A 16,274-nucleotide genomic window follows, 5' to 3' on the forward strand; every position below is an offset into this window, starting at 1 on the left:
AATGTTATGAAATTTTGGTTGCCAGCTACGTTGACTCTGTTGTTCGCTACCACGACCCAGGCGGCGGACTACCGGGTCGTTTATTCCCCCAGTCTTGAACTGGAAGTGTTTATCGATAATGTTTCCAGCAATGCGCCCGCTGCCTGGTGTCAGGAGACGTTGAACCTGCGTATTGTCTCCGGTAAAAGTACCGAGTCAGATGTTCTGACCCCTTTCTTACCGCGCGTGGGCAATTTGCTGCAAAATCAGTGCGGCAAACTGCTGGAGCTGCCGTGGCAGATGACTAACGCCCGGGGCGCGGTACTGGCCACGGGAACAGCAGCAAAGGAGCAGAGCTGGCGTCCTATTGTGACGGCAGATGCCACCGCGACTGCAACGGCCAGCAACGCCTCGCCGCTCGATTTGTCGCAGCCAGCGAATGCCGAACCTCTCCAGCATTTTGATCTGCCAGGCGGCTGCCATTTTCGAACCTGGTGGGATGATAAGGGTAAATCACTCTTTATCCCGGATGATAAGAACATGAACTGCTCAACGGAGGGCTGGCTCGATGGTCAGAGTACACTGACCATGGCCCATGGCGACAAGAGCGAATCGCTGGCAGTAAACTTTTATCAGGGTTATCCGCTGGCCCATCTGCACCCGACCGGGGCGTCTCTGGATGTCGTATCGGTTAACAACCAGCGTATGGTGCTCGCAAGAGATGATGCCCCTGACAGCTGGCTGGTATTGCCCTTTAACAATAGCCTGCACGTCTGGTCGTTTGACGGCACGTTGCTGGTAAAAATGAGTAAAACTCAGGCCCGCGAGGGCGCCGCGTTGAAAACGGAAGTCGATGCTGTGCGGAAAACCTGGTCAGATAGCATTGATGCAGGTGTGAAAGTGAATGTGCTGCTGGTGGATGACCTGCACGCCGATCTGGCCGACCCGGCGATTGGCGCCTGGCGTACCGTTAACTAATATCCCGCTCAACAGGGCGCCATGAGAGTTTCACTATGTCGGCTAATGACCAACAAAAAAATGTACCTAACGCACTTCCCACTGGCTACCGGTTTAACGAGTTTGAAATCAAAGAAGTGATTGGGGGGGGCGGATTTGGCATAGTCTACCGTGCCTGGGATCATCTGCTTGAACGCACGATTGCGATTAAAGAGTATCTGCCGGTCTCGCTGGCCAGCCGCAACGAGGATCTGGCCATCAGCCTGCGCGGCGAGCGCTATCAGCGCCTGTTTAATGCCGGTCTGAACAGTTTTATCCAGGAAGCGCGTCTTCTCGCCCGCTTTAATCACCCGGGTCTGCTGCACGTTCTGCGCTTCTGGGAAGAGAACGGAACCGCCTACATGGGCACGCTATTCTACAGCGGGATGACGCTGAAAGCGTGGCAGCAGACCAGCCCGGAGAGTATTAACGAAGCATGGATACGGCAGCTTTTGCCGCCGTTGTTTGGTGCTATCAATACCATTCACCGCGCCGGGTATCTGCACCGTGATATTTCACTCGATAATATTCAGATCCAGGATAACCAGTTACCCGTGCTGCTCGACTTTGGCTCAGCACGCAAAGAAATCGGAAACCTTTCCGATGAAATGGAGATCATGCTCAAGCCCGGCTATGCGCCCATTGAGCAGTACAGTGAAGAGGGCGACAGCGATCAGGGCCCCTGGACCGACATTTACGCGCTGGGCGCGGTACTGCATACGCTGATCACCGGTAATCCCCCGCCGGTCAGCGTGGTACGCTGCATTGAAGATCGCTATCAGCCCCTGAGTACCCTGCGCCCCGAAGGGTATTCATTGCCGTTATTGCACGCGATAGACCGGGCTCTGGAAATGGATCCCCGGCAGCGACCACAATCCGTGGATGAGCTGGCAGCCCTGATTGACCTGCCGGTCAGTGAGATAGAGGAGCTGGTCGCCTCCCTGGACGTTGCACAGGAGGAACAGCCCGCCCTTCCCGACCCTGAACCCGTGGTGCTGGCCGTTAATCCGGCCGCGGGCGCTGCCGAGCCGGTAATGGCACCGCGCGTGGCAAAGCGTCTGTCGCGACCGCTGCTGTTACTGAGCGGCCTGGCCGTCGCCGCTGTCGTGGCACTGGTCTGGGGGCTTAACCATGAGGACAGCGCGGTTCCGGAGCACTCTGCAGCGGCCAGCAACAGCACCGCAACCCCTTCCCCGGCGGTGCCTCCTGCCAGTGCGCCAGCGATGGCCACCGTGTATCTGAAGTTAAGCAGCGACGACGTGTTATTACTGAATGGCAGCGTGGTGGAAGTGAAACCGAATACTAGCGGTTATGCTTCGCTTAATCTGGCGGCAGGGGACTATCAACTGGAAGTGCAAAACGCCAGCGGCGTTCGCAGCCAGCAGTTGAAGATCGATCGGCCAGGAACCTGGCTGATTAATCCGGGACGCTGAGTTTCTGTTTCTGTCCGGGGGGCGGTTGAGCGATCACCCCGGACGGACGCCTATCCCACCAGTCCGTTATGATATTCCTGCAGCTCACGCACCCGTTGTACCAGATCGGTCAGACAGTCGTCATACATCCCGCGCTGTTTCAGTTCCGTTTCCAGTGAAAAAAGATACTGCGCATTGGTGCCCAGCGGCCCTTTAGCCTGGGCAATCAGTGGGGCAATGGTTTTCGGGCAGGAATCTGGCTCGTACAGCGCGTGGCGAGGATCCATGACAAACACCAGCGCCGTCACCGTACGACCGTCATCCAGCGCCAGATCACACCAGGTCGGCAGATAGCAACCGGTAATCATTTCCCGTTTCCACAGCAGCTCAAGCTCTTCATGCAGCCTGGCTTCAGGCAGGCAGAAGGCCAGTCCGGTGGTCTGCCCCCCCTCTTTCAGCGCCAGCATACGCCCGGGCTGGCTGGCCGTGCCGCGGCCGGCTGTCAGGCGCAGGCAGAAAGCGCGGTGCCAGCCTTTCAGCGTTCCGGCGGCGACTTCATCCGCTTCAAAAACCGGGTTCCACATCAGTGACCCATAGCCAAAAATCCATACCGGGCTGTTATCCGGACGACAGGCCAGGGCCGCCGCCAGCGAGGCGGCACGCTGCTCGCAGGTCCACAACAGCGTTTCTTCAATATCACCAAAGGCCGTTTTGCAGTCCGCCTTTAATAAAAAATCTCGTGTTAACATTGCCACCTCCACACCACTGCTTAACATCCACGCTGTTCTGACTGCGTCCCTCAACGGTCTGATTTTCGCAAAAAAATGAGTGCGATGAATGACCTTATGCATTTCCGCGTGCGCAATCAAGTTTGAAGGCGATCACAAAAGAAAAAAAGTTTCACTTAAGTTTGTCGGCAGCCGGCGCGAAATCTTTACCCCCTGCACCGCCCTTCCACCACAAAGTGATAAAAAGAACTTTGATTTTTTTGCTAAACCAGTTTAGCTTTTCGGCAGATAATCACTTAAGGATAATGATGATGAGCAATAAAATCTGGGTACTGGGCGACGCAGTGGTAGACCTGCTGCCTGAAGGTGAAACTCACCTGCTGAAGTGCCCCGGTGGCGCCCCGGCCAACGTCGCAGTGGGTATTGCCCGCCTGGGGGGAAACAGTGGTTTTATCGGCTGTGTCGGCGACGACCCGTTTGGACGCTTCCTGCAGCAGACGCTACGCGATGAGAATGTTGATATTGAGCAGATGTATCGCGCGCCGGGCCATCGTACATCAACCGTGCTGGTCAGCCTGGATGCACAGGGCGAACGCCAGTTTACCTTTATGGTGCGTCCCTCTGCTGACCTGTTTCTCACCGCTGACCGCCTGCCGGCGTTTCGTGCCGGTGAAGGCCTGCACCTGTGCTCCATTGCCCTGAGTGCTGACCCCTCCCGCCGTGCGGCCATGCAGGCGATGCGGGCGATTAAAGCGGCAGGAGGCTGGGTCAGCTTCGACCCTAACCTGCGTGAGGATCTGTGGGCGGACCCGGCAGAGATGGACACCGTGCTGGCCGGCGCCTTTGCGCTGGCAGACATTATCAAACTGTCAGAGGATGAACTCGCCACGCTGACCGGCCATGCCAGTCTCACCGACGGCATCGCGGAATTTACCGCCGCGTATCAGCCCTCCCTGCTGCTGGTGACCTGTGGCAGCGAGGGCGTCAGCCTGTGGCAGAACGGAACGGTACAGCACTTCCCCGCCCCGTCGGTGGAGGTGGTCGACACCACGGGAGCGGGTGATGCATTTGTTGCCGGGCTGCTGGCAGCACTGGCCACTGAAGCCGATGCGCTGGCCCCCGTCCGCCTTGAGCAGGCCATCCAACAGGCGCAGCGCAGCGGTGCGGCCGCGACCACCGCTAAAGGCGCCATGACGGCCCTGCCACACGCCGCCGACCTCGCCCGATTCTGATCCCTGCCCCGCACAAATTGCCAACCCGGTCACACTTCCTAAACCGGGTTAGCAAATCTGATTGAACAGGACATTCCTGTTAGCTTACTCTCTGCATCGAACCGGTTTAGCAAAAACAAAACAATCACACTGGGAACCGTGCAAATGATCACACCTCGTAGACTGGCTGTCGCCATCAGCCTCGCCTTAGCCACCCCGGCGGTCAGTTTCGCCGCCCCCACGCTCACCAGCCTGGAAGAGCGACTGATGGCGATGGAACAGCGACTGCAAAAAGCCGAAGATCGTGCGGCCACGGCCGAAAACCGTGCCGAGGCGGCAGAAAAGAAAATTGTCAGGCTGGAGGCCCGCTCTCAGCAGCAACAAGCGCAGCAGGTAACGGCCCCCGTCGCCGCGACCGCCAGCGTGGCGCCACCCGCCGCCGCGCCGGTGGCCACCAGCAGGATCGCAGATGGCTTTGAGTTTCACGGTTATGCGCGCTCCGGCCTGATCATGAATGACTCGGCCGCCGGTACGCAAAGTGGCCCCTTCATGACGCCCGCCGGTGAAACCGGCGGAGCCGTGGGTCGTCTTGGTAATGAAAACAACACCTATGTTGAGCTGAACTTTGAGCACAAGCAGCAGCTGGCTAACGGCGCAACCACGCGCTTCAAGGCGATGCTGGCCGACGGACAGCGTGACTATAACGACTGGACCGGCAGCACCTCAGAGCTGAACATCCGTCAGGCGTTTGTCGAGCTGGGCAATTTGCCGACGTTCACCGGTGCGTTTGATAACAGCACCCTGTGGGCCGGTAAGCGCTTTGACCGCGATAACTTCGACATCCACTGGCTGGATTCCGACGTAGTGTTCCTCGCCGGGACCGGCGGCGGCATCTATGACGTGCAGTTGACCGACGGTCTGAAGAGCAACTTCTCGCTGTATGGCCGTAATTTTGGTGATATTGAGGCGATTGATAACACCATTCAGAACTACATTGTCACCAGCAATAACTTTGCCGGTCCGTTCCAGCTGATGGTCAGCGGCCTGCGCGCAAAAGATAACGACGAGCGCCTGAACCCCAGCCGTGAGAATGATAATGCGGGCGATACGGGCGTTCATGCCATGCTGGCCCTGCATAACGACAGTTTCTGGGGCCTGCGCGAAGGCACGGCGAAAACCGCCCTGCTGTACGGTCGCGGACTGGGTGCCGAAGTCAAAGGCGTGGGTTCTGACGGCAATCTGACGCAGCAGGCGGAAACCTGGCGTCTGGCCAGCTACGGCGTGACGCCGCTGAATAAGACATGGAGTTTTGCCCCGGCCGTGCTGGCCCAGACCAGCAGCGACCGTTACGCCGCTGGCGATCACTATCGCTGGGCCACCGTTAACGCGCGGCTGATCCAGGAGATTAATCAGAACTTCGCCCTCGCGTACGAAGGCAGCTATCAGTATATGGATCTCGATCCGCAGGGGTACAAAGATCGTCAGGCCGTGTCCGGCAGTTTCTGGAAACTGACCGTCGCTCCGACCTTCAAAGTGGCCGACATTGGCGACTTCTTTACCCGCCCGGAGATACGCGTTTTTGCCAGCTGGATGGACTGGGACAGCTCACTTGATCGCTACGCCAGCGACGACTCTTTCGGCAGCAGCGGCTTCAGCGCTGGTGGCGAATGGAACTTTGGTGTCCAGATGGAAACCTGGTTCTGACGGCTTCATCACAATAATGAAAAGGTGACATGATGAATTTTGAAAAAACAGCCCGGGAACTTCTGCCCTTACTGGGTGGAAGGGAAAATATCGCCAGCGCCGCGCACTGCGCTACGCGCCTGCGTCTGGTGATGGTCGATGATGAACTCGTACAGAAAGAGGCCATTGAAGCACTGGAAGGGGTGAAAGGCTGCTTCCGCAATGCCGGACAGATGCAGATCATTTTCGGCAGTGGCATCGTGAATAAAGTCCATGCGGCATTCGTGAAAGAAGCGGGCATTAACGAGTCCAGCAAGAGTGAAGCCGCCGATATTGCCGCGCAAAAGCTGAATCCGTTTCAACGCATAGCGCGCGTGCTGTCGAATATCTTCGTGCCGATTATCCCGGCCATTGTCGCTTCAGGCCTGCTGATGGGCCTGCTGGGCATGGTGAAAACTTACGGCTGGGTCGACGCCAGTAGCGCCCTGTTTATCATGCTGGATATGTGCAGCTCGGCGGCGTTTATCATTCTGCCGATCCTGATTGGCTTTACCGCCGCACGTGAATTCGGTGGTAACCCTTATCTTGGGGCGACCCTGGGCGGCATACTGACCCACCCCGCGCTGACCAACGCGTGGGGCGTCGCCAGCGGTTTCCATACCATGAACTTCTTTGGTCTGGAAATTGCGATGATTGGCTATCAGGGAACGGTTTTCCCGGTGCTGCTGGCCGTCTGGTTTATGAGCCACTGTGAGAAACGACTGCGCCGCGTGATACCCGATGCGCTGGATATCATTCTTACGCCGTTCCTGACGGTAATTATCTCCGGCTTTATCGCCCTGCTGATCATCGGCCCGGCGGGACGGATGCTGGGTGACGGCATCTCACTGGTTCTCAGCACGCTGATCGCCCATGCTGGCTGGCTGGCCGGGCTGCTGTTCGGCGGGCTGTACTCGGTGATTGTGATCACCGGGATCCACCACAGCTTCCATGCTATTGAGGCCGGGCTGCTGGGCAATCCGTCAATTGGCGTTAACTTCCTGCTGCCAATCTGGTCAATGGCCAATGTGGCCCAGGGGGGTGCATGTCTGGCGGTGTGGTTTAAAACCCGGGACATCAAGGTGCGCAGCATCGTGCTGCCCTCGGCGTTTTCTGCCATGCTCGGTATTACCGAAGCGGCCATTTTCGGCGTTAACCTGCGCTACATAAAACCTTTCATTGCCGGACTGGTCGGTGGTGCGCTGGGCGGGGCCTGGGTAGTGACAATGCACGTCAATATGACTGCCGTTGGTCTGACTGCCCTGCCGGGGATGGCTATTGTGCAGGCCAGCTCCATGCTCAACTATCTGATCGGCATGGTGATCGCCTTTGGTACGGCATTCGTGCTGTCGCTGCTGCTGAAAATCAAATTTGAGGTGAAAGCATGAGTGAAGCCCACCTGTTAAAACAGGCGCTGCGGTCGGTACTCTCCGGCCAGCAGCGTGCTGCGGCGGATCGCCACCGCCCGGCATGGCACCTGGCCCCACCGGTCGGGCTGATGAACGATCCGAACGGCTTTATTCACTTCGATGGCCGCTACGTGCTTTGCTACCAGTGGAACCCGATGGCCTGCGCGCACGGAGCCAAGTTCTGGGGCCAGTGGAGCTCAGAGGATTTGGTGAACTGGCGACACGAGCCGGTCGCGCTGGTCCCGTCTGAACCGTGGGAGAGTCACGGCTGTTATTCCGGCAGTGCGGTGGATAACGCGGGTGTACTGACGCTGCTTTACACCGGTAACGTTAAGTTTGCCGACGGCAGCCGCACCGCCTGGCAGTGTCTGGCCACCCGTGATGAGCACGGCGAGTTTCAAAAACACGGGCCGGTACTGGCACTGCCGGAGGGATACACCGGCCACGTACGCGACCCGAAAGTGTGGCAGCACGAAGGCCAGTGGTACATGGTGCTGGGCGCGCAGAATCAGCAGTCTGAAGGGAAAGTGCTGCTGTTCCGCTCCCCCGACCTGCACCAGTGGACGTCGCTGGGTGAAATCGCCGGCAGCCGGCTTAACGGGCTGGATGATTTCGGCTATATGTGGGAGTGCCCGGACCTGTTTGAACTCGACGGCACCGCCGTGCTGGTGGTGTGCCCGCAGGGCCTGCCTGCAGAAACCTGGCGCTGGCGTAATACTTTCCAGAGCGGCTATTTTTGCGGACGTTTTGACTACGACAGCGCGCAGTTTCAGCACGGCGAGTTTCACGAGCTCGACCACGGCTTCGAATTCTACGCACCGCAGACCTGCCTCAGTGCCGATGGTCGCCGTCTGATGATCGGCTGGATGGGGATCCCCGACGGGGATGAGTTCTTCCAGCCGACCCGCGACAGCGGCTGGATGCATACCATGACCTGCCCGCGTGAACTGACACTGCGCGGCGATCGGGTGTTTCAGCACCCCGCCCGCGAACTGCAGCAGTTGCGGTCGCGTGAAAGGAGCCTGACGGGGCGGGCGGCAACGCTGCCACCACTGGACATTGACAGTGCCGAGATAGAAATAACGATCAGCGGTACGTGCCAGGCGGATTTTGCCGGCGCCCTGCATCTCAGCGTTAACGCACAAGGGTTAACGTTACAACGTCACAATTTACGCAGTGGAAAACCGGAAGAGCGTTACTGGCGGGGAGAGGTACAGACTTTGCGTATCCTGTGCGATCGCTCGAGCGTGGAAATCTTTGTCAACGAGGGTGAGGCCGTGATGTCGTCGCGCTATTTCCCCTCCCCACAGCCGCAGCTGCGCTTCGACGGTACGGGGCAGATCGCGCTGCGTCACTGGAGCTTGCGACAATGCATGATAGAATAGGCTCATGTACCATCACACCTAAGCCACTGTGACTAAAAACAAACGCATCACCATTAATGATATTGCCCGGCTGGCGGGCGTCTCAAAATCCACGGCCAGTCTGGTGCTCAATGGCCGTGGGAAAGAGCTGCGCGTGGCTGAAGCCACCCGCGAGCGCGTGCTGGAAATTGCCCGTCAGCAGCACTATCAGCCGAGTATTCACGCGCGCGCCCTCAACTCCGCCCGCAGCCATACCCTCGGGCTGGTGGTGCCTGAAATGACCAACCAGGGCTTTGCCCGTTTTTCGCACGAGCTGGAGATGCTTTGCCGGGATGCCGGCCTGCAGCTGTTAATCGCCTGCACGGCGGAAAATGCCAGTCAGGAAACCCTGGCGGTCAACAATCTGATCCAGCGACAGGTCGATGGCCTGATCGTAGCCTCCAGCCAGTTGAACGATACCGAGTATCAGAAAATTAACCAGCAACTGCCGGTGGTGCTGTTTGACCGCCATCTGGGCGAGTCCAGTCTGCCGCTGGTGATCACCGATGCCACCGGGCCTACCGCCACCCTGATGGAGGGGGTAGCGCGCCTGGGCTATGAAGAGATCTACTTCTTTGGCGGGCAACCGCGCATCTCCCCCACCCGCGACCGTCTGGCAGGCTTTCGCCTGGGGCTGGAGCGTGCCGGCGTAGCAGTGAAGCCGGAGTGGATCATGCACGGCCATTACCACGCCAGCTCAGGCTATGAGATGTTCGCGGAACTGTATGCGCGGCTGGGCCGCGTGCCACAGGCGCTGTTCTGCGCCGCCTGCGGCCTGCAGGAGGGCGTGCTGCGCTACCTCAGTCAGCATGACCTGCTGAACACACCGATGCATCTGAGCAGCTTTGATGACCACTATCTGTATGACGCTCTGTCGGTGCGCATTGATACCGTGGCTCAGGATGAGCGGATGCTGGCCTGGAACTGCTTTGAAATGGTCACGCAGCTGATTGATGAACAGACGCCAGAAGTGACACAGCGCTGGTTGCCAGCCCGCCTGAAATGGCGGCGAGCTGTTTCAGCCGTCTGACTTCCGGCCAGCGGGCGCACACCGCAGCAGACGGCGCCCTCACTTTTTATGCCACTTATCGTCATCCCCCTTCTGATACTGGTGTTTTACCGCCGCCCAGGCGACCTTGTGCGCCACCTCTTCTCGTGAATCATCACCGCGTCGATCCTCGCTCTCTTTATACTGATCCCAGGCGCTGTTAAACGCTTCCAGATAGATGTCCTGGGCATGGGCGGGCAGCACATGTCGGACGCTGTCGGGTAAGGCGCTGCGATTGTTATAAGGCATGGTTTCTCTCCTCTCAGTGTCTGATTTAAGCCTGGTACAACTGCCCTTTTTTTCAAGGGCGGACTTTACACCGAAATATAGCATTCTGATGCTATAAAGCCTTATTTCAGCCTTTATCACATTGAGTTAGCGTACCTTCCTGCTTACTTTAATTTTTTTATTCTAATAAAGTCGGATGATTTTCATTACGATAGGAACTAAAGAGGAATAAATAGCGAGCATAGGCACTTTTCTAAGTCAAACCGTAAAAGGACGTAAATTTCTTCAATTTTGGCGAAAAAAAGGTTATACTTTCGCCACTTGTCTTTCATATTGTCAGACTATGTTTAACAGACCCGTGGCAGAATCTGCTATTTCCGGGTCCACAGGATACAAGATAAGGAGCGTTTGCCTATGAGTGCGCAAGAGAGCAGTAAAACCCGCCACACCGAGTATTCCCTCATCTTACCTGTCGCTGCATTAATCATATTATGGTTCTGGGGTAACACCGCTACCTTCTCCCTGGTCGTCGTCATTAACCTGATTGCCCTCGTTGCGATCCTCAGCAGCGCCTTCAGCGTCGTCCGCCACGCTGACGTACTGGCACACCGCCTGGGCGAACCCTACGGCTCCCTGATCCTCAGTCTTTCCGTTGTAATCCTTGAAGTCAGTCTGATTTCCGCCCTGATGGCCACCGGTGACGCTGCCCCGGCGCTGATGCGCGATACGCTTTATTCGATCATTATGATTGTGACCTGCGGACTGGTGGGCGCAGCATTGCTGCTCGGCGGGCGAAAGTTTGCCACACAGTATGTGAACCTGGCCGGGGTTAAACAGTACCTTATCGCTATTTTCCCACTCGGGATTATCGTCCTGGTGTTCCCGAACGCGCTGCCCGGCGGTAACTTTACGGTCATGCAGGCGCTGCTGGTCTCCGGGATTTCCGCTGCGATGTACTGGGTTTTCCTGCTGATCCAGACCAAAACGCACCAGAGCCTGTTTGTCTATGAGCATGAGGACGAAGGGGACGACCCGCACCACGGCAAACCGTCGGCCCACTCCAGTACCTGGCACACCGTCTGGCTGCTGGTTCATCTGATTGCGGTGATTGCGGTCACCAAGATGAACGCCAATACGCTGGAGTCGCTGCTGACCGAACTGAAAGCCCCGGAGCAGTTTACCGGCTTCCTGGTGGCATTACTGATCCTCTCCCCTGAAGGGCTGGGCGCGATTAAGGCGGTTCTGGCTAACCAGGTGCAGCGTGCGATGAACCTGTTCTTCGGTTCCGTACTGGCCACCATCTCACTGACGGTGCCCGCCGTGACGCTGATCGCCACCCTGACCGGGCAGCAGCTGATCTTTGGTCTTGAGCCGCCGCAGATGGTGGTGATGATTGCCGCGCTGCTGCTGTGTCAGATTTCGTTCTCCACAGGACGTACTAATGTACTGAACGGTGCGGCGCACCTGGCGCTGTTTATTGCCTACCTGATGACCATCATGCTGTAAGTCTTCGTGGCATAAGAAAGGGGCGGGCCGGTCGTCAGACCGGCCCGCCCCCGTTAACACATTCTGATTACTGGGCCTGATATTCCAGCGTATGCCCGCTACCCGACAGCGTCAGCGTCATTCCGCTCAGCCTGACCTCCGCACCCCGGGTCAGCACCGTGGATAACGTCTGCTCCCACTGGTTAAGCTGCGGATCGCTACACATCATACGCGTCGAGGCCAGTTGCGGTACGCTCAGACGCCCCTGCTCCAGCTTACCCTGCCCGAAGAAGCGATTACACATCACGCCACTCACCTTCAAATCCTCAGCAAAACCTATCCCCGGCTTCATTCCCTGATGTGGGGTGACGGCCTTCCCATCTACGGCACTCAGCGTAAACAGGCGGTTAGCTAACCGGGCGGCGTCCGGCGCATCAGCGGTCGTCTGAGCGTTGCTGCATCCGTTCAGTGCCAGGGCGCCGGCGAGTAGTAAGATGATTTTTTTCATAGAAACTCCTTAGATTACCTTTCCATTGTAGGTCAAAAAAAGCGGTGGATTCAGGCGGGGTGGGGGCAGAAAAAAGGCGGGTCCGTTGACGGGCCCGCCTGGGGATAAGGCAAAGTTAGTTGCTGGTATCCAGTTCAGCAAAACTTTTAACCAGGTCATCAATGGCTTTCATCTGTACCAGGAACGGTTCCAGTTTGTCCAGCGGCAGCGCAGAAGGACCGTCGCATTTTGCATTGGCCGGGTCCGGGTGAGCTTCAATAAACAGACCGGCAATCCCGACAGCCATACCGGCACGCGCCAGCTCGGAGACCTGCGCACGGCGGCCACTGGAAGCGGCCCCCATCGGATCACGGCACTGCAGAGCATGCGTCACATCGAAGATCACCGGGCTGCCGTTAGAGACCTGCTTCATGACGTTGAAACCCAGCATGTCAACCACCAGATTGTCGTAACCGAAGTTAGCGCCACGATCGCAGAGGATGACTTTATCATTCCCGCCTTCTGCGAACTTATCCACGATATTGCCCATCTGACCCGGGCTGACGAACTGCGGTTTTTTGACGTTAATCACCGCGCCGGTTTTCGCCATTGCTTCTACCAGGTCGGTCTGACGGGCAAGGAAAGCCGGAAGCTGGATTACATCCACTACGTCAGCTACCGCCTGCGCCTGACTGGCTTCATGCACGTCAGTGATGATTTTCACACCGAATGCCTGCTTAATCTCCTGGAAGATCTTCATGCCCTCTTCCAGGCCCGGGCCACGGTATGAATGAATAGAGGAGCGGTTGGCTTTATCAAACGAGGCTTTGAACACGTAAGGAATACCCAGTTTCTGGGTAACAGTGACGTAGTGTTCGCAGATACGCATAGCCAGATCGCGAGATTCCAGCACGTTCATGCCACCAAACAGGACGAACGGCAGATCGTTTGCGACCTTGATATCACCAATGCTAACCACTTTTTGTTTCATATCTTCGCCTTTATAGAGTTCACTTCAGTTAGTGAAGGGTAATCTGTTTCTGTTCTATTGAGTGAATCTGCACTTTGATCATTTCACTGATCGGATCTTCCGGGCACTGCTCAACGAAGTAGGTCAAATCGTTGAGGGCCACGTGCTCACACTCCAGCTGGGCAAAAATCAGCCCCCGATCGCGAATTTCATACGGGTCTTCCGGATCCATCTGCACCAACACCTGGCTGACGTGCAGCGCCATCTCCATCTGTTTCTCATCCATCAGGGCAGACTTCAGCGTATCCAGCATCTTACGCAAGACCATTAGCGGTTCGGCCTCCTGCAGATCGTCATCATAGAGCTCTGCAACCGGCCCGATGTTGCCCTTCAGCCACACTTCCAGCGTGTGTTCATCCAGGGTTTCACCATCGAAAGGGTTAATTAACCACATATCTTCATCGACCCATTCAGCACGCAGAATCAACTGAGTGGGGAAGATCACCGGGAACAGCGGTAAATCCAGCTTATCGGCGATATGCAGGAAAATCACCCCCAGCGAGACAGCCGTTCCCTGACGGCTCCTCAATACGTTATCCAGCCACAGCGTATCAGAGAGGCGATAGACGCCACTGGCACCGCCAAAACCCCAGCGGCCCCAGAACAGTTCAATCAGTTGTTCAACCTGTAAATCTGCAGCAAGCTCGGACGGGATTTCCGCTCGAGCTTCGGTCACCAGCGCCGATAACTGCTTTCTGACATCTTCAGCCGGGAAATCGCTGCGAATAGCCAGCGATGCGGTAATCACCGCCTCACTCAGCGGCGCTGCGGTAAAATCAAAATCAGCGACAGACGTCATACAAACCCCAGCAATGGCATTTTAGTTGTGGCGAGATACACGATGGCCACAATGGCGACTAAAGCCACAATGAAGGCTATCCAGCGCACTTTTTGCGCGCGTGGGCGACGCCCTAAAGCAATAAAACCCAGCACGATATAGATAATAACGCCAAACAGCTTCTCAGTCAGCCAGTTACCTTGTGGGGTAAAGGGATAAAAATGGGTGATTGCCACCAGCAGCGCGCCTGACAGCAGCAACAGCGTATCATTCAGGTGGGGAACAATCCGCACCCAGCGGCGCTGCAGCAGCGCAGAATGTGTCTGAAGCCAGTAAAAGCGCAGCACAAACATCAGCAGTGTGATCGCAACGGTGAACAGATGAAACTGCTTGAGCGGAAGATACCAGCCAGCCATAAATTTCCTTATTTACCTTGATGTTGTCCGAATGTCACACGGTCATTACCGCCATAATCCTGACAGGTTTCCACCGTATGGAAGTGGTTGTCACGCAAAATGTTTCGCACTTGCTCCCCCTGCTGCCAGCCGTGCTCCAGCAGCAGCCAGCCATTCTGAAACAGGTACTGGCCCGCCTGTGCGGCAATTATTTTAATATCGGCCAGCCCCTGATCGTCAGCCACCAGCGCGCTGGCGGGTTCAAAACGCACGTCACCCTGCGACAGATGGCCATCGGCGGCATCAATGTAAGGGGGATTACTGACAATCACGGCGAACTGCTGCCCGGACAGCGCAGAAAACCAGTCACTTTGCAGGAAAAGGGCGTTGGGCAGCGCCAGTTTGCGGGCATTATGCTGTGCCAGCGCCACAGCCGCCGGAATGCGATCCACGCCGGTGATCTGACAGTCGCGACGTTCGCTGGCCAGCGCCAGCGCAATCGCCCCCGTACCGGTACCCAAATCGAGTACCTGACAACCTCCGGCGGGCAGCCGCGCCAGGGCCTGTTCTACCAACACTTCGCTGTCCGGGCGTGGGATCAGGGTATCGGGAGACACCGTCAGTGACAGTGACCAGAACTCACGCTCTCCGGTCAGGTACGCTACCGGCTCACCCACGGCGCGGCGGGCAAGCAGCGCATCCAGCTGCGCCAGCTGCGCTGCTGTCAGCACCTCATCGTCAAACGCGATTAACCAGGCGCGGGATTTACCGGTCACTTTTTCCAGCAGGATCTCCGCATCCCGCTTTGGGCTGTCGCTGTCAGGCAGCTGAGCGATGGCCTGGCGCCGCCAGGCGCGGATCTGCACTAGTCGTTCCCGGCAAGGGCAGCCAGCTGATCGGCCTGATATTCCTGCACGATCGGCTCAATCAGCGCATCCAGTTTACCTTCCATTGCCTCGTCGAGACGATAAATGGTCAGGTTGATACGGTGATCGGTCACACGCCCCTGGGGGAAGTTATAGGTGCGGTTACGGTCTGAACGATCGCCGCTGCCCAGCAGGTTACGGCGCGTTGACGACTCCTGTTCCTGGCGGCGCGCCATCTCTGCGGCACGAATACGCGATCCGAGCACGCCAAGCGCCTTCGCTTTGTTTTTATGCTGGGAACGTTCGTCCTGGCACTCCACCACAATGCCGGTCGGCAGGTGGGTAATACGAATGGCAGAGTCGGTGGTGTTAACGTGCTGGCCACCGGCGCCGGATGAACGGAACGTATCAATTTTCAGATCGGAGGGGTTAATTTCCGGCAGTTCGGCTTCCGGAACTTCCGGCAGAACGGCGACGGTACAGGCTGACGTGTGAATACGTCCCTGGGACTCCGTTTCCGGTACGCGCTGCACGCGGTGACCGCCGGATTCAAACTTCAACCGGCCGTAAGCGCCCTCACCGATCACTTTGGCAATCACTTCTTTATAGCCGCCGTGTTCACCTTCGTTGGCGCTCATCACTTCCACCCGCCAGCGGCGCGATTCCGCATAACGGCTGTACATGCGGAACAGATCGCCGGCAAAGATGGCCGCTTCGTCACCGCCGGTTCCGGCGCGAATTTCAAGATAGCAGTTACGCTCATCATCCGGGTCTTTTGGCAGTAACAGCACCTGTAACTGTTGCTCAAGCGCTTCGCTGGCCGTACGTGCTTCTTTCAGCTCTTCCTGAGCCATCTCGCGCATTTCCAGGTCATCGAGCATCATTTCAGCGGTCTCGATATCTTCCTGGGTTTGCTGCCACTGACGGAAACACTGACTGACGTCGGTTAGCTGGGCATATTCACGGGAGAGCGCACGAAAACGATCCTGATCGGCAATCACGCCGGCATCACCCAGCATGGCCTCCACTTCTTCGTGGCGCTCCTGCAAGGCTTCCAGTTTGGCAACAATAGAAGGCTTCATTCGTGTTATTTTACC

General features: G+C 57.3%; 16 protein-coding genes. 8 read left to right on the top strand and 8 right to left on the bottom strand.

Going from position 1 to position 16,274, the window contains the following annotated elements; translation table 11 throughout:
* The first annotated feature begins 6 nt into the window (after positions 1-6).
* Together EPE01S_RS05220 and EPE01S_RS05225 are read left to right on the top strand one after the other, a co-directional pair.
* On the top strand, positions 7-957 hold the full coding sequence (locus EPE01S_RS05220; RefSeq protein WP_062743541.1) for a hypothetical protein: 951 nt from the start codon (positions 7-9) through the stop codon (positions 955-957).
* Between the two features lie 35 nt (positions 958-992).
* On the top strand, positions 993-2,408 hold the full coding sequence (locus EPE01S_RS05225; protein ID WP_062743542.1) for a serine/threonine protein kinase: 1,416 nt from the start codon (positions 993-995) through the stop codon (positions 2,406-2,408).
* A gap of 50 nt (positions 2,409-2,458) precedes the next feature.
* Here EPE01S_RS05225 and EPE01S_RS05230 read toward each other — a convergent pair whose 3' ends face one another.
* Positions 2,459-3,136, bottom strand: a complete 678-nt coding sequence (locus EPE01S_RS05230) for a gamma-glutamylcyclotransferase (RefSeq protein WP_062743543.1) — start codon at positions 3,134-3,136, stop codon at positions 2,459-2,461.
* 290 nt (positions 3,137-3,426) lie between these two features.
* Between EPE01S_RS05230 and cscK the strand changes: the two genes are divergently transcribed.
* The 5 genes from cscK to EPE01S_RS05255 all read left to right on the top strand — a co-directional run bounded on the left by cscK (position 3,427) and on the right by EPE01S_RS05255 (position 9,890).
* On the top strand, positions 3,427-4,347 hold the full coding sequence (gene cscK, locus EPE01S_RS05235) for a fructokinase (RefSeq protein WP_062743544.1): 921 nt from the start codon (positions 3,427-3,429) through the stop codon (positions 4,345-4,347).
* A gap of 144 nt (positions 4,348-4,491) precedes the next feature.
* On the top strand, positions 4,492-6,030 hold the full coding sequence (locus EPE01S_RS05240) for a carbohydrate porin (protein WP_062743545.1): 1,539 nt from the start codon (positions 4,492-4,494) through the stop codon (positions 6,028-6,030).
* Between the two features lie 32 nt (positions 6,031-6,062).
* The gene (locus EPE01S_RS05245; RefSeq protein WP_062743546.1) at positions 6,063-7,436 is read left to right on the top strand and encodes a sucrose-specific PTS transporter subunit IIBC; all 1,374 of its coding nucleotides are present in this window, start codon (positions 6,063-6,065) and stop codon (positions 7,434-7,436) included.
* Complete coding sequence (locus EPE01S_RS05250; RefSeq protein ID WP_062743547.1) at positions 7,433-8,842, top strand: sucrose-6-phosphate hydrolase; 1,410 nt, start codon at positions 7,433-7,435, stop codon at positions 8,840-8,842. Before EPE01S_RS05245 ends, EPE01S_RS05250 begins: the two co-directional genes overlap by 4 nt.
* Before the next feature lie 28 nt (positions 8,843-8,870).
* Positions 8,871-9,890: a LacI family DNA-binding transcriptional regulator gene (locus EPE01S_RS05255; RefSeq protein ID WP_062743548.1), complete on the top strand. Its 1,020-nt coding sequence runs from the start codon at positions 8,871-8,873 to the stop codon at positions 9,888-9,890.
* 39 nt (positions 9,891-9,929) lie between these two features.
* Here the strand turns inward: EPE01S_RS05255 and chaB are convergent, their stop codons facing one another.
* A complete protein-coding gene (gene chaB / locus EPE01S_RS05260; RefSeq protein WP_062743549.1) occupies positions 9,930-10,157 on the bottom strand; it encodes a putative cation transport regulator ChaB in 228 nt (75 codons plus the stop codon).
* Positions 10,158-10,550: 393 nt separating this feature from the next.
* Between chaB and chaA the strand changes: the two genes are divergently transcribed.
* A complete protein-coding gene (chaA, locus tag EPE01S_RS05265) occupies positions 10,551-11,642 on the top strand; it encodes a sodium-potassium/proton antiporter ChaA (protein WP_062743550.1) in 1,092 nt (363 codons plus the stop codon).
* A 67-nt stretch (positions 11,643-11,709) separates the two neighbouring features.
* Here the strand turns inward: chaA and EPE01S_RS05270 are convergent, their stop codons facing one another.
* The 6 genes from EPE01S_RS05270 to prfA all read right to left on the bottom strand — a co-directional run bounded on the left by EPE01S_RS05270 (position 11,710) and on the right by prfA (position 16,259).
* The gene (locus tag EPE01S_RS05270) at positions 11,710-12,129 is read right to left on the bottom strand and encodes an META domain-containing protein (RefSeq protein ID WP_062743551.1); all 420 of its coding nucleotides are present in this window, start codon (positions 12,127-12,129) and stop codon (positions 11,710-11,712) included.
* 115 nt (positions 12,130-12,244) lie between these two features.
* On the bottom strand, positions 12,245-13,099 hold the full coding sequence (gene kdsA, locus EPE01S_RS05275) for a 3-deoxy-8-phosphooctulonate synthase (protein WP_062743552.1): 855 nt from the start codon (positions 13,097-13,099) through the stop codon (positions 12,245-12,247).
* Positions 13,100-13,127: 28 nt separating this feature from the next.
* Complete coding sequence (gene sirB1 / locus EPE01S_RS05280; protein WP_062743553.1) at positions 13,128-13,937, bottom strand: invasion regulator SirB1; 810 nt, start codon at positions 13,935-13,937, stop codon at positions 13,128-13,130.
* Positions 13,934-14,332: a SirB2 family protein gene (locus EPE01S_RS05285; protein ID WP_062743554.1), complete on the bottom strand. Its 399-nt coding sequence runs from the start codon at positions 14,330-14,332 to the stop codon at positions 13,934-13,936. The genes sirB1 and EPE01S_RS05285 overlap by 4 nt, the downstream gene beginning before the upstream one ends.
* Before the next feature lie 8 nt (positions 14,333-14,340).
* Positions 14,341-15,177, bottom strand: coding sequence for a peptide chain release factor N(5)-glutamine methyltransferase (gene prmC / locus EPE01S_RS05290; protein ID WP_062743555.1), 837 nt, complete (start codon positions 15,175-15,177; stop codon positions 14,341-14,343).
* Positions 15,177-16,259, bottom strand: coding sequence for a peptide chain release factor 1 (prfA, locus tag EPE01S_RS05295; protein WP_062743556.1), 1,083 nt, complete (start codon positions 16,257-16,259; stop codon positions 15,177-15,179). The genes prmC and prfA overlap by 1 nt, the downstream gene beginning before the upstream one ends.
* Between the last annotated feature and the right edge of the window lie 15 nt (positions 16,260-16,274).

Origin of the sequence: Erwinia persicina NBRC 102418, from assembly GCF_001571305.1 — a bacterium.
Classification (GTDB): Bacteria; Pseudomonadota; Gammaproteobacteria; order Enterobacterales; family Enterobacteriaceae; genus Erwinia; species Erwinia persicina.

Excerpts from the sequence above, each read along its gene's own strand:
- EPE01S_RS05220 (WP_062743541.1), top strand. The coding sequence starts at position 7 with ATGAAATTTTGGTTGCCAGCTACGTTGACTCTGTTGTTCGCTACCACG.
- EPE01S_RS05225 (WP_062743542.1), top strand. The coding sequence starts at position 993 with ATGTCGGCTAATGACCAACAAAAAAATGTACCTAACGCACTTCCCACT.
- EPE01S_RS05230 (WP_062743543.1), bottom strand. The coding sequence starts at position 3,136 with ATGTTAACACGAGATTTTTTATTAAAGGCGGACTGCAAAACGGCCTTT.
- cscK (WP_062743544.1), top strand. The coding sequence starts at position 3,427 with ATGAGCAATAAAATCTGGGTACTGGGCGACGCAGTGGTAGACCTGCTG.
- EPE01S_RS05240 (WP_062743545.1), top strand. The coding sequence starts at position 4,492 with ATGATCACACCTCGTAGACTGGCTGTCGCCATCAGCCTCGCCTTAGCC.
- EPE01S_RS05245 (WP_062743546.1), top strand. The coding sequence starts at position 6,063 with ATGAATTTTGAAAAAACAGCCCGGGAACTTCTGCCCTTACTGGGTGGA.
- EPE01S_RS05250 (WP_062743547.1), top strand. The coding sequence starts at position 7,433 with ATGAGTGAAGCCCACCTGTTAAAACAGGCGCTGCGGTCGGTACTCTCC.
- chaB (WP_062743549.1), bottom strand. The coding sequence starts at position 10,157 with ATGCCTTATAACAATCGCAGCGCCTTACCCGACAGCGTCCGACATGTG.
- chaA (WP_062743550.1), top strand. The coding sequence starts at position 10,551 with ATGAGTGCGCAAGAGAGCAGTAAAACCCGCCACACCGAGTATTCCCTC.
- EPE01S_RS05270 (WP_062743551.1), bottom strand. The coding sequence starts at position 12,129 with ATGAAAAAAATCATCTTACTACTCGCCGGCGCCCTGGCACTGAACGGA.
- kdsA (WP_062743552.1), bottom strand. The coding sequence starts at position 13,099 with ATGAAACAAAAAGTGGTTAGCATTGGTGATATCAAGGTCGCAAACGAT.
- sirB1 (WP_062743553.1), bottom strand. The coding sequence starts at position 13,937 with ATGACGTCTGTCGCTGATTTTGATTTTACCGCAGCGCCGCTGAGTGAG.
- EPE01S_RS05285 (WP_062743554.1), bottom strand. The coding sequence starts at position 14,332 with ATGGCTGGCTGGTATCTTCCGCTCAAGCAGTTTCATCTGTTCACCGTT.
- prfA (WP_062743556.1), bottom strand. The coding sequence starts at position 16,259 with ATGAAGCCTTCTATTGTTGCCAAACTGGAAGCCTTGCAGGAGCGCCAC.